Below are 13,078 nucleotides of genomic sequence, written 5' to 3' on the forward strand. Positions count from 1 at the left end.
TGGAACCACACCGACTCCATCCCGAACTCGGAGGTGAAACGTTGCAGCGGCCAAGATACTTTGGGGGTCACCCCACGGGACAATAGCTCGATGCCAGGTCATTCATCACACAAAAGCCTCTTTATGTACAAAGAGGCTTTTGTTTTTTTATCCTGAAAGTCGATAAGCTAGGATTGTTGAGCTGAGAAATTCTGCTGTGGATGCAATATTGAAGCGATCGAGTGAACTAAAGCAAACATTAATTGAGTTTGTCCTTGACGCCGAAGGAGTTCTAGCAGAATCCTTAGAGTCATATGTTGCCGTCAAGTCGCGTTCCCAAGGGAATCGTCATGATGCAACTTATGAACAAAATCTGCTAATTGATTCTTTTGTGACTCAGGGACGAGTTGGGGATAAAACGCCTCTGGACTTATTTATAGAAAGCCATCCAGAGCTGTCAGACGATGATCGCACCTTAATGAAAGGTTGGCAGCGCACTTTTATTGGCTTATTTGCCGTTATCAAGATTCTTCCAGATGGCTTTGAGTTAATGAACTGGCTAACGGCTAAATCTTACACCGTTAAGCCAAACGATGCGATTACCTTACAGGAGATGAGGCGGTTCAAAGAGGGGGAAATTTTACTGACTCGTATTTCTCCCGTAACTGATACCTATTGGATGTTCTCTGGTCCTTGTATGCCTATGGGTTCCTTGGGCAAACCTAAGTTGGCAGTTGCAATTGGTAACTTTAAAGAAAATTATAAAGACGCACTTTACAGCGATGCCCCGGATTTATTAGAGGAAGCATGGAAGTCTGTCGCAGAGTATCACCATCAATTTCTTGACTTTTTTGGTAGTGATGAAGTTACACTGCCTGGGTATCAGCTCAATCAGAAATTTGGAGAATTGCAAGAGCTAATAACCAAGGGTAAATTAGCGGCAGCAGGCATTGACGAATCCAAATCCTTATCGGAACTGGCAGAAGAATCAGGAGTCACAGCAGAAGAAATTAAAGCAGCAGCCGAAGAAGCTGGCGCTGACGCAACAGCCGTTTCTCAGATTTTCGATAGTAATCAAGGCACAGCCAAAATGGTGATGCCTAAAGTTGAATTGCCGGCTGAACTTAAGAATGCCGAACAGGTAACCGTTTTCACCCATCCTCGTTGGGGCCAGCTTTTTCTGCCAACCTACACTCAGTTTAAGACCATCCTAGAATCTGAAGGCGGCCAGACAAATCCAGCGCTCCATAAATTAGTTCGCAAATACTTGGAAGACCCAGCGATTAATGTTTTTATTTGGCATAAATTGGCACAGCAATATCCAATCCAGCTAGAAAAGGTGTTGCAAACTTTCTTAGGGCAAAAAGAATTTAAACTTGAAAGTGACCTGAATGCTCTACTCCAAGAAAAGGGCAAACCGCTAGAGCCGGAGCTACCAGAAATCGCGAGTGTACCACTGCATTTACATAACTTGTTTCAAGAAGCCTTAGCAGAGGTTAACAAATCAGCCTCGAAGAGCAAGGGTAAAAAGAAGCAAAAGACAGGGAGAGGCTTTCAATAAACTCGGCCAAAGCTTGGTAGGATGCTATGAGCATTTTCATGGTGAGCTTATCCCAATGCCCTCTGCCATTGTCACCCTAAACATTACTGAACATCAGCACCATTTGCTTATTCAGAAACCTGTCTCAGGGATATCTCTCCAGGGACACCTGAGGGTGCCAGGGGATAAATCCATCTCTCACCGAGCATTAATGTTAGGCGCAATCGCCCAAGGGGAAACCCAAATTCAGGGACTCCTTTTGGGCGAAGATCCCCGTAGCACAGCTAGCTGTTTTCGGGCCATGGGTGCTCAAATCTCTGAATTAAATTCAGAGCAAGTAATTGTCCAGGGCATAGGATTGGGGCAGTTACAAGAACCCATGGATGTTCTCAATGCTGGTAACTCCGGTACTACCTTGCGGCTGATGCTGGGACTTCTCGCCTCTCACCCAGGACGATTTTTCACCGTAACGGGTGACAGTTCCCTGCGATCGCGTCCCATGTCTCGTGTAGTCAAGCCCTTGCAAGAGATGGGCGCAAAAATCTGGGGGCGTCAGGGGACAACGCTTGCGCCCTTAGCCATTCAAGGACAAGCGCTCAAACCCATCCACTACCAATCCCCTATCGCCTCAGCCCAAGTCAAGTCCTGTATCCTGCTGGCCGGTTTAATGACCCAAGGACAGACGACAGTGACTGAACCGGCCCTCTCGCGCGATCACAGCGAACGGATGCTCAAGGCATTTGGGGCAGAACTCAGCGTTGATCCCCAAACCCATAGCGTTACTGTCACAGGACCCGCTCAACTGCAAGGGCAAACCGTGATTGTTCCCGGTGATATTAGCTCAGCCGCCTTTTGGTTGGTTGCCGGTGCCATTGTTCCCGGTTCAGAACTGCTGATTGAAAATGTCGGTGTCAATCCCACTCGCACAGGCGTTTTAGAAGCCTTAGAGATGATGGGGGCTGACATTGAGTTGGAAAATCAGCGCGTGGTAGCCGGAGAGCCGGTGGCAGACTTGAGGGTGCGGCACGGACGGCTCCAAGGATGCAAAATTGCAGGTGATTTGATTCCCCGCTTGATTGATGAAATTCCGATTTTGGCTGTCGCCGCTGTTTTCGCCCAAGGCACGACTGTAATTCGAGATGCGGCAGAACTGCGAGTGAAAGAGAGCGATCGCATTGCAGTGATGGCATCCCAGTTAAACCGCATGGGGGCACGAGTGACAGAATTGCCCGATGGTTTAGAAATCACGGGCGGCACTCCTTTAGTAGGAAGGGATGTTGATAGTCATACGGATCACCGAATCGCCATGAGTTTGGCAATCGCCGCACTCAATGCTACAGATACCACGACTATTCATGGTGCTGAAGCGGCTGCCATTTCCTACCCTGACTTCACAACCACCTTGCAACAACTTTGTCGCTAACACCAGAGAAGCGATTCTTTGGCTCTAGCTCTAAGAGAATAGCAATTTGAATGGATTATTGATCAGGGTTGGTCTAAGAATCGCTCAAGATTCAGGGTATGAGTGAATGAAAATCCTCCAACAGCCAATGAAGTGGCAGGTCGGATTGATTTTAATCGTAGGTGTTTTTGCCGTTTCCACAGCGGCAATTTTTATTCGCTTAGCCATGAACGCGACCGCTTCTGCTGGGGTCAATCCGGTAGGATTTAGTTTATTCCTAGCGGCTTCTCGCCTTGCGATCGCCTCCTTCCTGCTACTACCCGCTTGGCGGAACTTAAAGCAAACCCAATTCACTCCAGGAGCCTTACTTTATGCGGGTCTGGCGGGAGTCTGTCTCGCCCTACATTTCGCCACTTGGATTACCTCACTATCCTTCACCTCAATTGCGGCATCCACAACTTTAGTGACCACAAATCCCGTCTGGGTGGCTTTACTCTCGTGGCTGTGGTTTAAGGAAAAACTAACCAAGCTAGCGATTCTGGGAATTGTTGTTGCGTTTATAGGTGGTGTTCTGATTGCTTTGGGAGATCAAGGAGCAGTTAGCTCCGGACATAACCCACTACTAGGTAATGTTCTGGCTCTCATAGGCGCTTGGATGATTAGTTTATACCTGCTTTTGGGTCGTGAAGCTCAGCGACGTGGTTTGGGGATCGGCACTTATGTTGCAGTTGCCTACAGTGCAGGAGCATTCGTGCTTTTGCCTCTCCCATTACTCTTCGGCTCAAACTATGTTGGCTACCCGGTTGCTGTCTACCTCTACATCTTTTTAATGGCGATTGCGGCGCAAGTGTTAGGGCATACTACCATCAACTGGGCTATGCGTTGGATTTCTCCCACGTTTGTCACTTTAGCCATTTTGTTTGAACCTGTTAGTTCCAGCTTTCTGGGCTTTCTGGTGTTTAATGAGTTGCCAGGACTACTGGTATTGGCGGGTGCAGTGGTGTTGCTGGGTGGGGTTGCGATCACAATTTCGGGGCGTTCTTAGCGCATATCCCTATTTCCGGAGTTCAGAAAAAACCTCATACCCTCATACTTAGTAGTAAGGTGCGTTGCGACGCACCCTACCTGTCTCAAGTTACGGTGTTCCAGTGGAAGGGGTTGCAGACTCGGAATCAGGCGTTGAGGAAAATCGCTGTGAAATCCAATGAGTCAAAATATGAGAAAGTAATCCCATTGGCCCAGCAAATAAGCATAAAGCCAGCGAATGAACTGTCCAGACACCTGTACGCTGTCCTTCCAGGTAAATCCAGCGCCCAACAAACAAGTCCATCACGAGGAAGTGAATCCATCCTGTTGCAGCGGCTTTTTCATCTGCGAAGAAACGGGCAATGTCGGCTAACTGAGGATTAGACAAAGCGGCTGCAGATTCCGGTGTAATGCTGCTAATAAACAAATAAATATACAAAAGAGCCAATGCAACAAAGGGAAGATAGGATTCCATCACTTTGCGGGTAACACCCCAGTTTGGTAGCAAAATCATCAGTACCCAGAAGGGCAAAACGAAGAGATTGGCAATATTGAACAGTTGAGCGAACATCATAAAACTGAGTATGACCGTTAAAGATTCACTACCCGTGATTCTACCGAACGTCAGACAGTAGAATCTGATTGAGTATCGTCAACAGCGGACTGTCCAATGCCAAACCCATCATCGCCCCAACAGTCTATTCGCGCCCATGTTTTCATTGCCGGAAGAGTTCAGGGCGTCGGCTACCGCTATTTCACTATGGATGAAGCTGCCCGATTAGGGGTGAATGGTTGGGTGCGGAATGTCCCGGATGGGCGTGTGGAAGCGGTTTTTGAAGGAAGTAGGAATACGGTTGAAAGTATGATTCGTTGGTGTCACACAGGACCAACGGCAGCTAGGGTTCAAGATGTGGCGGTTGAATACGAGGAACCTGAAGGGCTTTTAGGATTTAAGATTGAGCGTTCAAGGCGATAGTCAGGAGTACTGAGCCTAAACGAGTATAAAAAGCAAAGAAGGAAATTCTCTCAACCTTACCCAAATTTTTTGTTTAGCCTACGGCCTTGTTCGAGCAGGCTCATGTACACTGACTCATTCTAAGACCTTGAAATTATTGTTTTCTGTTAGAAGCCCTGTATGGTTTAGTACAGCCCTATCTAAACGTCTCTTTCTTCTGGCTCAAAAACTCCTGACTTCTAGGTTTCTAAAAGTTATGAGCTAAAGCAAGAAGATGACCAGCAACAGAAAGACAACGAACGATAAGCTAGATTCAACATAGAAAGGGAGAGCCATAGTCGGTTTCATCAGTACACCTCATTTGAGACATGAAATACAGTGAATTGAGCTGGCTGCCTATAGGGCTTTTGAGACGTTTGATTAGCATAGTGACTGAAAATATTCGGTCTGCTTGCTATATATTTTCAACAAACATCTCTAGCTTCGACATAACTACTCGGAAATATCTAAACTCTATCCAGAACAATTGTTCGCTAGCTAGTGTAACACTTTGGAGCGCCTATTCCTGAATCAAACTTTTGTAGGAAGTAAACTTAGATAGGAGAGAAACCTGTTGCATTCCGGAGTCCCTAGAAAAATTTTAAATAGGTAGTGTAGTGCTAGGGTGGGTATTTTGCCTACCCTGTAGTTAGGGTCAGCGTTACGCTAGGGGGCTATTAGTATCGTGTGACCGCTAGGGGGCTATTAGTATCGTGTGACACTGGTTTCACCTGGAAGATGTACGTCCCTCAGAGGGATGCTCTTGAAGCCGAGCGCCTGAGCTGAACCTCTAGAACATTACATGGCTTGCATCAACAGGAAAGAAAACTGTGATAATTATTACAGTTACTTCACAAAACCTAAGATTTTCCAGAAGTTTATTACACTTAGCTCGGAATCCTTACGCTCTATATCCATCAGGCAGTCTGCAAAATGTACAACCAAGTCTCTAACACCCATATTGAAAAATCACAGGTTTTAATCACACCGATTGAAATCAAGTCTCAATTACCTTTAACCGATTTAGCAGAGATAACAGTTTTAAAATCTCGGCAGGAGCTAGAAGCGATTCTAGACGGTAAAGACCAGAGGAAATTTCTTGTCGTTGGCCCCTGCTCGATTCATGATGTTCAAGCAGCGCAAGACTATGCTAAAAAACTGAAAATTCTTTCAGACCAAGTCAAAGATAAACTGCTTCTCATTATGAGAGTTTACTTTGAAAAACCGAGAACCACTGTCGGCTGGAAAGGATTAATTAATGACCCCGATATGGATGATTCTTTTCATATCGAAAAGGGGTTAATCATGGCACGGAAACTCCTAATCGAAATTGCTGAGATTGGATTGCCCACCGCCACAGAAGCTCTAGATCCTATAGTACCTCAATATATTAGCGATCTTATTTCCTGGACAGCGATTGGAGCGCGCACGACCGAATCCCAAACGCATCGCGAAATGGCCAGCGGACTTTCCATGCCAGTTGGGTTTAAGAACAGTACGGATGGGAGTATTCAAGTAGCTTTAAATGCGCTGCATTCTGCTAGAGAACCCCATCATTTCTTAGGAATTAATGAAGAAGGACAGGTGAGTATTTTTAGAACCACTGGAAATGCTTATGGTCATATTATTTTAAGAGGGGGCGACCGTAAACCCAACTTTGAAGCTGAAAGTGTCAAGCTGGCCGAAGAAAAATTAAAGGAGGCTGATTTACCGTCGAAAATTGTTATCGATTGTAGCCACGGAAATTCTAAGAAGAACCACAAATTACAAGGTTCCGTCTTTGAGAATGTGGTTCAACAAATTCTCGATGGTAATAGCTCGATAGTTGGCATGATGCTGGAATCTAATTTGTACGAAGGAAGTCAACCAATTCCCAGTAATCGGAAGGAATTACAATATGGTATTTCTGTAACCGATAAGTGTATTGGCTGGGAGGAGACAGAAAAGGTTGTTTTAGCAGCCTATAGAACGTTAAATGAGGTAGACTGCCAGGTTCCTGTGGAGGTTTAATTCCGAGTGGGTGCGTAAGCGACAGCATAACGCACCCAACTAATTAGCTTCCTACTCCTATTTATTATTTATAAGGTAGAAAACAATGAGCTTAAAAGACCGTATTTCAGAAGAGATCAAAGTGGCGATGAAAGCTAAAGATAAAGTTCGCCTCGAAACAGTCCGCAGTATCAAAAAAGTCATCTTAGAAAAAGAATCGACTTTGCGCGCTCAAGGGCAAGAGACTCTCACCGAAACTCAGGAGATGGAAGTCTTAACGCAGTTGGCGAAACAACGTCGAGATTCTATTGAACAGTATCGTAAAGCTGGACGTGAGGACTTAGTCGAACAAGAATCTCAGGAACTAGCCATTCTGGAAGAGTATTTACCTAAGCAACTTTCTGATCAAGAGGTTGCAGCTATTATCGATGAAGTTATTGCTGCTGTTGGAGCGACCTCTGCTAAAGACATGGGTAAGGTGATGGGATCAGTTATGCAACAGCTTAAAGGTCGAGCCGATGGACAGAAAATTCAAGCCCTGGTCAAGGCAAAACTGAGTAGTTAACATGTGGCGTCACCAGGGGGAGAAATTGGCTTGACGGGGTCAACAGTCCCCGCCAAGTTTGATGAGCATTACCCTCTCCTACCAATCAACTACGCTTGTACTTGTTGCTGCGGAGGCATGACGACCTTCTTCGCTAAGCCAAGAGTTTTTAGAACTTGAATCGCCCACCAAGTCATATCCACTTCCCACCACTGACGTCCAGCCGGTGCCACATTGGGTTGAGCGTGGTGATTATTGTGCCAACCTTCTCCATAGGTTAAAATCGCCGCCCACCAGAGATTCCGAGAACCATCTTTTACGTCGTATGTTTGATAACCACGCATGTGAGTAGCTGAATTAATCAACCAAGTACTGTGCCAGAGTAACACGGCTCTCGCAAACATTCCCCAGATGACAAACGACCATCCTCCTAGAGCATACAGCAACAGACCTAGAGGAATCTGGAGTAATAAAAAGTAGCGATCGAGCCAGCAATAATAGGGGTCTCGTGCAAGATCTGGAGCATATTTTTTATAGGTTTCTCGGTCAAAAAGACCTGGTGTTTGATAGACCAACCACAACATGTGGCTCCACCAAAAACCCCGTTTTGCTGAGTATGGGTCTTTCACATCGTCTTCCGGGTGGGCATGATGCTGACGGTGACCAGCCACCCAAAACATTGGCCCCCCTTGCAGAGCGAGGGTACCGATTGTTGTAATGATATACTCCAACCACTTGGGTACCTGAAGACTACGATGAGTCAGCAGTCGATGATACCCTAAACAGATGCCAATGCTGCCGAATAACCAGTGGAGGAATAAGCACACTCCCAACGCTGACCAGGAGAAAAACCAAGGAGCCAGCATGGCTAAAGCGTGAATGGCAACGAAAAACGTTGCACTAACCCAGTTGAATTTTAAATCCGCTCGGCTGTCTGGGGCAGCCGCAACTGTTTTATAGGTCATAAATCTTCTCGATTGAGGAGAGGGGTAGCTATGGCTGGGAATTGAAATGCAAGTAATACTTGCACTATTACAGCTTAACGCAATGCTAACGCATAAATGCAAGTGTCACTTACATCTTTAGGCTTATGTCTCGACCACCTTCTTCAACTCGACAGCGTTTGATTAATGCGGCGCTGGAGTTGTTTACCTCGCAGGGCGTGACAGAGACGACCACTCGGCAAATTGCTGAATTGGCTCAGGTTAATGAAGTTACGCTGTTCCGGCAGTTCGGGAATAAGCAAGGATTGCTCTTGGCTGTCATTGAGGACACGGCGGTTTTTACTCACCTGAGTGAAACCTTGAGAGTGCAAGTTCAAACAACCAGTCGTTTAGATCAAGCCCTCAAAAATTATGCGAGCGATCGCTTGCAAGCGCTGGAAGAAATTCCCGAAGTGCTGCGTTCTGTGGTTGGGGAGGCCGGTCGCTACACTCTTGAAAATCGCCGAGCCTTAGGGCGAGGGGTTACTCTAGCCAATCTAGAGGTGGCTCGATACCTAGCTACGGTCATTGATCGCGAAAATTTACATCCTCGCATCCCTGTAGAAAAAGTGGCGAGTTTGCTCAATGAAATGTTGTTCGGCTATTTAGTCATTGAACTGACGAGTGAATTCCACGAACTTTGGGAGGATCAGGAGGATTTTTTAGAGAGTTTGGTGGAACTGTTCTTACATGGGGTGGTTTCACCCAACGAGTTGAGTGAGCCATCCCAGCCGCTGTCAACTCCCGAGCATGAGAGAGTGGCGGATTTACCCGCTTCCTTCGTACATTCGATTTTGCAACAGGCCAAAAAACAGGGATTACGAGATTATGCTTTCGCCTATATCTTGTTTGGTACCGGTATCACTCTTCCAGAAGTGGTTGCCTTAGAGCGAAGCTCCTACGGAGCCGCTTCGCTAACGCCTAAAATCAGCGACGAACACCAAAACCTGTTACAGATTACTGAGGGTGCGGTGCGGCAAGTGCCAGTGAATCAGTGGATTATGGGAAAACGCTACGGTTCCTATGCTCGTAATCCCTTAACTCAATGGTTAAAAAGCCGTAAAGACGAACAGTCAGCGTTGTTTGTCAATGATGCAGGCGAACCCATGTCAGAATCAGAGTTTCGCATGGCATGGCAGGGATTCACCTCTGGATTGTTAACGCCTAAAAGTCAACCCCTATTTCTAGAGCAAGCGAGACAGACTTGGTGTGTGGAAATGTTGATGCGGGGAATTGATTTAGAGGATTTGAGTATTCTGAGTGGTTGGGATTCTAACCAATTACAACCCTATGCTCGACGTGCGAGGGAAAAAGCCGCTTTAGAGCGTGCACTCAAACTTGATGCAAAAGGCATCGGCAAAACTGATCAAAAAGCTTAGGAGAGGCTGTATAGTTAATTTTTTTACAAGTTGACTTTGCTCATCGTGCAAGCAAGACTTACGTGAGTGATTTTGTGGTCTACCTAACCCAAGAATACGTGAAATAAATATTTCAAAGGTTAACATTTTTTGGAGTTCTGTTATAATGCACTACTAATAATTTTATGTGCGTGGTAAAATCTCAAACTACATAAAAAATTTAGGGGTGCAAGTAATGAAGCTTACTAAGATAGTAATGAAGTTACTTGTGATTGCGGGCTGTGGGGGATGTGCGACCAACGCTAAAGTAAATACAGCTAATCAAGTCCAAGAGTTCAATCTTAGTGGTTCTTTAGCGCTGCAACAGTTAACCAATACGAATCAATGTTCAGGCTGTGATTTTCGAGGAGTCAATTTAACAGCCGTCAATTTAAGTCAAGCTAACTTATCTGACGCTAACCTTTCTCAGGCTAATTTAGCAGGAGCTAACCTCAAAGATACCAATTTGAGTCAAGCAAACTTAAGCGGAGCAAATCTTTCTCAGGCACAACTATCGAAGACAAATCTGAGCCAAGCCAACTTAACGAGAGCCAATCTTTCCCGTACTCGCTTTGGCGAAGACTTGAAGACTTTACCCATTCAACAGGGAGAAGCACCTAATTTCAGCGGTGCCAATCTTAGCCATGCTAATTTGACAGCGTCTAATTTACCCAAGGTTGATTTAACGGGGGCAAATTTAGCAGAGGCTAATTTAACGAAGGTTAATTTTAAAGAGATGCAAGCGGTTGGGGCTAATTTTAACAAAGCCAAATTAAACAGAGCTGACCTCAGTTATGCTGACCTGAAGAAAGCGGTTTTAACAAGCGCTGATTTGGCAGGTGCTAACTTAATCAATGCCAATTTAGAAGGTGCTGATTTACGTAAAACTAACTGGCAAAGAGCTAATACCAATAAGGCTAAGTTAAAAGGTGCTTTACGAGAATAGACTTTTTTGACTTCTTGGTTGTGATAGATCAATCTGTTAGGAATTCATGGATTGGGTTACAGAGCCAGCGGTTGATTCGAGGCTGGGACTGATACCTTGTACCACTAAAACTGAGCAAGGGGCTTGGTGAAGCACATAACTACTGACACTTCCCAAGACAATCTCGGCAAGACCTCGGTGACCTCGACGACCGACTATCACTAAATCGGCATCCCAAGCCTTAGCCAGTTCTCGAATGCGACTTCCTGCATCTCCGATCTTCAAATCCCATTCGGTCGGAATTCCTTGGGCCGTTGCCTTCTGGCAATGGTCTCTTAGGAATTGACGGGCTTGTTCACTTTCTTGATCTAATACTGTTTGCAGTTTGACTGAGAAGTTGATTAACTCTCTACCAAACACATCTGCATAAGAGCCAACACCCGGTGTTTCAAAAGGTAAACAGTGAAACAGCATGAGAGCAGCATCTTCTTTTTTCGCTAGCTCTAGAGCTTGATCAAAGACAATTTCTGATTGAGGTGAGCGATCAAGCGCTACTAAGATTTTTTTGTATCTCACAGCTCCCTCCTTGGTCAATTAAAGGTGACCCGATTGAGAATATGAAGTTTTAACTGGGTTCAATAGCATTCTCTGCTGAGCCCAGGGCAGTTGAATGGAAATACCACTTGCTCTTGACTGGAAATAGGATGGCTCTAAGCAGAGAATTGTCGATTTATGTTAATCGATGATTCTATCTATGATCTTATCCTGATTTTTCCTTGCCTTCAGTCAATCTTTGTAATACTTCGTCTTAGCCAAGTGGCGAGTTATAGCAGTCGCCAAGGTGATTAGGACAAAGCCAAATACTGAAACCGATACCAGTCAATCTTTTCCCTTCTGCCTTCTGCCTTCTGCCCTCTGCCTTTTGCTATAACACCTCTCCACTATGATTGGAGCCTGGGTGCAAAAATCTTTCCCGGAAGCGCTCGCCCATAGGGCATCACTTGCCGTAGGATGCCCTATGAGTGGCAGAGCGATCGCTCTTTGTTTTTGTAAATCCTATGCTTTACCCAAGGCTGATGCCCCGCACAAACTTCTCGACGCGATCCATTCCTTTTTGAATCGATGCCATATCGGTTGCGTAAGACAGGCGGATACAATCATCTGCACCGAAAGCAATTCCAGGAACAACCGCAACTTGGTGAGATTCTAGCAGCGCGTTACAGAACTCCATCGATTTCATCCCCGTTTGACTAATATCGGGAAACATGTAAAACGCTCCATCAGGTTTCGGACACACGAGTCCGGGAATCGCATTCAGACGATCTAACATCACCTGTCGCCGTGCGGCAAAGGCTTGGCACATTTCTTCCACGCAATCTTGCGAACCTTCTAACGCTGCGATCGCACCATACTGAGCAAAGGTACAGACATTGGATGTACTGTGACTTTGAATGGTTGTTGCGGCTTTAATCAGTTCTACCGGCCCTGCCAGATACCCTAAACGCCAACCCGTCATCGAGTAGGCTTTGGCAAACCCATTACTAATAATGGTGCGATCAAAAATTTCTGCCCCAATCGCACCAATACTCAGATGTTCTGCACCGTCATAAAGAATTCTTTCGTAAATTTCGTCCGAAACCACCCAAATATTGTTCTCAACTACAACCTCTGCCAGTGCTTTAATTTCCTCTGGCGTGTAAATCATGCCGGTCGGATTTGAGGGAGAATTGAGGACAAATAATTTGGTTTTAGGGGTGATGGCTGAGCGTAACTGGTCTGGGGTAATTTTGTAACCACTAGAGACATCGGTAGAAACAATCACGGGAGTTCCTTCCGCCAGCTTTACCATTTCGGGGTAGGAAAGCCAATAAGGCGCTGGGATAATCACTTCATCCCCCGCTTCAATCAGCGCCAGCATCAGGTTAAACAGAGAATGCTTACCACCGTTGGTGACAATGACATTTTCTGCGTTATAACAAAGACCGTTATCTTCTCTCAACTTACGGGCGATCGCTTCCCGTAATTTTGGCTCCCCCGCCGCTGGACCATACTTGGTTTTTCCTTCCTGTAGAGCTTTCTCGGCTGCGGCTTTGATATGGGCTGGGGTGTCAAAGTCTGGTTCCCCAGCACTGAAACTACAGACATCTATCCCTTCGGCTTTCAAGGCTTTCGCCTTCGCGGCAATTGCCAGAGTAAGGGAGGGAGGAACTTGACCAACTCGTGCTGCCAGCTTCATGCTTATTACACCCAACAACTAACTAAAGAATTAAGGGATAGAATTTCGTTTGCACGCTTCCTA

12 protein-coding genes are annotated in these 13,078 nt (G+C 45.8%); 8 read left to right on the forward strand and 4 right to left on the reverse strand.

The window, feature by feature from the left end:
- Window positions 1–196: 196 nt before the first annotated feature.
- From NDI48_31375 to NDI48_31385, 3 genes are all read left to right on the forward strand, one after another.
- Window positions 197–1,540, forward strand: coding sequence for a hypothetical protein (locus NDI48_31375; GenBank protein ID MEP0835671.1), 1,344 nt, complete (start codon window positions 197–199; stop codon window positions 1,538–1,540).
- 55 nt (window positions 1,541–1,595) lie between these two features.
- Window positions 1,596–2,942 carry a 3-phosphoshikimate 1-carboxyvinyltransferase gene (gene aroA, locus NDI48_31380; GenBank protein MEP0835672.1) on the forward strand — a complete coding sequence of 449 codons (1,347 nt, stop codon included), beginning with the start codon at window positions 1,596–1,598 and terminating at the stop codon, window positions 2,940–2,942.
- 106 nt (window positions 2,943–3,048) lie between these two features.
- The gene (locus tag NDI48_31385) at window positions 3,049–3,966 is read left to right on the forward strand and encodes a DMT family transporter (GenBank protein MEP0835673.1); all 918 of its coding nucleotides are present in this window, start codon (window positions 3,049–3,051) and stop codon (window positions 3,964–3,966) included.
- A gap of 90 nt (window positions 3,967–4,056) precedes the next feature.
- On the opposite strand, the gene NDI48_31390 is transcribed toward NDI48_31385, so the two are convergent.
- Complete coding sequence (locus NDI48_31390; GenBank protein ID MEP0835674.1) at window positions 4,057–4,521, reverse strand: ABA4-like family protein; 465 nt, start codon at window positions 4,519–4,521, stop codon at window positions 4,057–4,059.
- A 96-nt stretch (window positions 4,522–4,617) separates the two neighbouring features.
- Here NDI48_31390 and NDI48_31395 point away from each other — a divergent pair, with 96 nt between their 5' ends.
- From NDI48_31395 to NDI48_31405, 3 genes are all read left to right on the forward strand, one after another.
- The gene (locus NDI48_31395) at window positions 4,618–4,923 is read left to right on the forward strand and encodes an acylphosphatase (GenBank protein ID MEP0835675.1); all 306 of its coding nucleotides are present in this window, start codon (window positions 4,618–4,620) and stop codon (window positions 4,921–4,923) included.
- 951 nt (window positions 4,924–5,874) lie between these two features.
- Window positions 5,875–6,951, forward strand: coding sequence for a 3-deoxy-7-phosphoheptulonate synthase (locus tag NDI48_31400; GenBank protein ID MEP0835676.1), 1,077 nt, complete (start codon window positions 5,875–5,877; stop codon window positions 6,949–6,951).
- Window positions 6,952–7,036: 85 nt separating this feature from the next.
- Window positions 7,037–7,495, forward strand: coding sequence for a GatB/YqeY domain-containing protein (locus NDI48_31405; GenBank protein MEP0835677.1), 459 nt, complete (start codon window positions 7,037–7,039; stop codon window positions 7,493–7,495).
- 89 nt (window positions 7,496–7,584) lie between these two features.
- On the opposite strand, the gene NDI48_31410 is transcribed toward NDI48_31405, so the two are convergent.
- Window positions 7,585–8,439 (reverse strand): fatty acid desaturase, encoded by an 855-nt coding sequence (locus NDI48_31410; protein MEP0835678.1) that lies wholly within the window; start codon window positions 8,437–8,439, stop codon window positions 7,585–7,587.
- Between the two features lie 125 nt (window positions 8,440–8,564).
- Between NDI48_31410 and NDI48_31415 the strand changes: the two genes are divergently transcribed.
- A complete protein-coding gene (locus tag NDI48_31415) occupies window positions 8,565–9,836 on the forward strand; it encodes a TetR family transcriptional regulator (GenBank protein MEP0835679.1) in 1,272 nt (423 codons plus the stop codon).
- 214 nt (window positions 9,837–10,050) lie between these two features.
- Entirely contained in the window at window positions 10,051–10,800 is a 750-nt protein-coding gene (locus NDI48_31420) for a pentapeptide repeat-containing protein (GenBank protein ID MEP0835680.1), read from the forward strand.
- Between the two features lie 36 nt (window positions 10,801–10,836).
- Here NDI48_31420 and NDI48_31425 read toward each other — a convergent pair whose 3' ends face one another.
- Together NDI48_31425 and NDI48_31430 are read right to left on the reverse strand one after the other, a co-directional pair.
- The gene (locus NDI48_31425; protein MEP0835681.1) at window positions 10,837–11,355 is read right to left on the reverse strand and encodes a universal stress protein; all 519 of its coding nucleotides are present in this window, start codon (window positions 11,353–11,355) and stop codon (window positions 10,837–10,839) included.
- A gap of 487 nt (window positions 11,356–11,842) precedes the next feature.
- Window positions 11,843–13,015 carry a pyridoxal phosphate-dependent aminotransferase gene (locus tag NDI48_31430; GenBank protein ID MEP0835682.1) on the reverse strand — a complete coding sequence of 391 codons (1,173 nt, stop codon included), beginning with the start codon at window positions 13,013–13,015 and terminating at the stop codon, window positions 11,843–11,845.
- Window positions 13,016–13,078: the final 63 nt, after the last annotated feature.

It is taken from the genome of Microcoleus sp. AS-A8, from assembly GCA_039962225.1.
Lineage (GTDB): Bacteria > Cyanobacteriota > Cyanobacteriia > Cyanobacteriales > Coleofasciculaceae > Allocoleopsis.

Excerpts from the sequence above, each read along its gene's own strand:
- NDI48_31430 (MEP0835682.1), bottom strand. The coding sequence starts at position 13,015 with ATGAAGCTGGCAGCACGAGTTGGTCAAGTTCCTCCCTCCCTTACTCTG.
- NDI48_31395 (MEP0835675.1), top strand. The coding sequence starts at position 4,618 with ATGCCAAACCCATCATCGCCCCAACAGTCTATTCGCGCCCATGTTTTC.
- NDI48_31405 (MEP0835677.1), top strand. The coding sequence starts at position 7,037 with ATGAGCTTAAAAGACCGTATTTCAGAAGAGATCAAAGTGGCGATGAAA.
- NDI48_31420 (MEP0835680.1), top strand. The coding sequence starts at position 10,051 with ATGAAGCTTACTAAGATAGTAATGAAGTTACTTGTGATTGCGGGCTGT.
- aroA (MEP0835672.1), top strand. The coding sequence starts at position 1,596 with ATGCCCTCTGCCATTGTCACCCTAAACATTACTGAACATCAGCACCAT.
- NDI48_31390 (MEP0835674.1), bottom strand. The coding sequence starts at position 4,521 with ATGATGTTCGCTCAACTGTTCAATATTGCCAATCTCTTCGTTTTGCCC.
- NDI48_31400 (MEP0835676.1), top strand. The coding sequence starts at position 5,875 with ATGTACAACCAAGTCTCTAACACCCATATTGAAAAATCACAGGTTTTA.
- NDI48_31415 (MEP0835679.1), top strand. The coding sequence starts at position 8,565 with ATGTCTCGACCACCTTCTTCAACTCGACAGCGTTTGATTAATGCGGCG.
- NDI48_31410 (MEP0835678.1), bottom strand. The coding sequence starts at position 8,439 with ATGACCTATAAAACAGTTGCGGCTGCCCCAGACAGCCGAGCGGATTTA.
- NDI48_31385 (MEP0835673.1), top strand. The coding sequence starts at position 3,049 with ATGAAAATCCTCCAACAGCCAATGAAGTGGCAGGTCGGATTGATTTTA.